Source organism: Desulfonatronum sp. SC1 (genome assembly GCF_003046795.1).
GTDB lineage: Bacteria > Desulfobacterota > Desulfovibrionia > Desulfovibrionales > Desulfonatronaceae > Desulfonatronum.
On the sequence record NZ_PZKN01000120.1, the window covers coordinates 1 to 469 of the forward strand.

The 469-nt window shown below is 42.4% G+C and carries 1 protein-coding gene; it reads left to right on the forward strand.

Annotated elements, in window-relative coordinates; all coding sequences use genetic code 11:
- A partial coding sequence (locus C6366_RS20955; RefSeq protein ID WP_199221589.1) for a triple tyrosine motif-containing protein occupies positions 1-469 on the forward strand: 469 nt, incomplete at both ends.

Genomic DNA, 469 nt, shown 5'->3' on the forward strand with positions numbered 1-469 from the left:
TCTACCAGTCGGCTGATAGTCAGCTGCTGATGTTTGGTGGTTCCAATGGATTTGTCGAATTTAATCCATGTGATTTTAAGTTTAATACGTTTGTACCTCCTGTAAGGATTTCATCCTACGCTTTCGGGTTTGAGAATGTGATGCTGGTTAACCAGGGTTTTCTCGATGTAAAATACGATGATGCCAGGGAGATAAGGATTGAAAGAGGTAATGGAGAGATTGTTTTCTTTCCCGGAGTACTTAGCTATAGTTTGTCATCGAAGAACCGCTTTGCATGGAAGCTGGAGGGTTATGATACCAAATGGGACACCGCTCTGGCCATTATTCCGGTACGATATACCAATCTTACTGAAGGCACGTACCGCTTTCTTTTTAAGGGAAGCAACAGCGATGGTGTTTGGTCCGATGAGGTAAATGAAATTATCGTAAAGGTTATACCTCCCTTCTTCGAAAGTCGCTTGTTTCGTAT